A 660-nucleotide genomic window follows, 5' to 3' on the forward strand; every position below is an offset into this window, starting at 1 on the left:
CAGTATTGATCCTGTTGTATTGATTAAGATGGCTTTCATCCAATATACCTTCGGTATTCGCTCAATGCGTCAAACAATAACTGAAATCGAAACGAATATGGCATATCGCTGGTTTCTAGGCTTTGGTTTTTATGATAAGGTACCTCACTTCTCGACGTTTGGTAAAAACTACGAGCGCCGCTTTAAAGATACAGATTTATTTGAACAAATTTTCTATCGTATTTTGAAGGAAGCCTCAGACAAGAAATTGATTAGTAGCGAGCACGTATTTATTGATTCAACACATGTTAAGGCCAGCGCTAATAAGCATAAATTTGAGAAAAAAGTAGTTCGAAAAGAATCAAAAGCTTATGAAGCACGTCTACAAGACGAGATTAATAAGGACCGCGAAGATCACGGGAAAAAGCCATTTCCTCCAGATAAATTTGATAAAAAGGAAAATAAAGAAATCAAGGAAAGTACTACTGATCCGGAAAGTGGTTATTATGTGAAGGATGAGCGAACAAAACAGTTTGCTTTCTCATTCCACGCTGCTTCTGATCAAAATGGTTTTGTTTTAGGTGCAATTGTAACTCCAGGTAATATCCATGATAGTGTCATTTTTGAACCACTCCTTGAAAAGGTAATTGAAAAGCATGGAAAACCAGAAGCTGTTGCTGC

1 protein-coding gene is annotated in these 660 nt (G+C 36.8%); it reads left to right on the forward strand.

All coding sequences use genetic code 11. The features are described 5' to 3' along the window. Positions 1-660, forward strand: a 660-nt coding sequence (locus tag ACNQGS_RS29035) for a transposase (RefSeq protein WP_491490393.1), incomplete at both ends; no start/stop codon positions are given.

The sequence above is a fragment of the Neobacillus sp. PVCKKU3 genome (genome assembly GCF_058323225.1).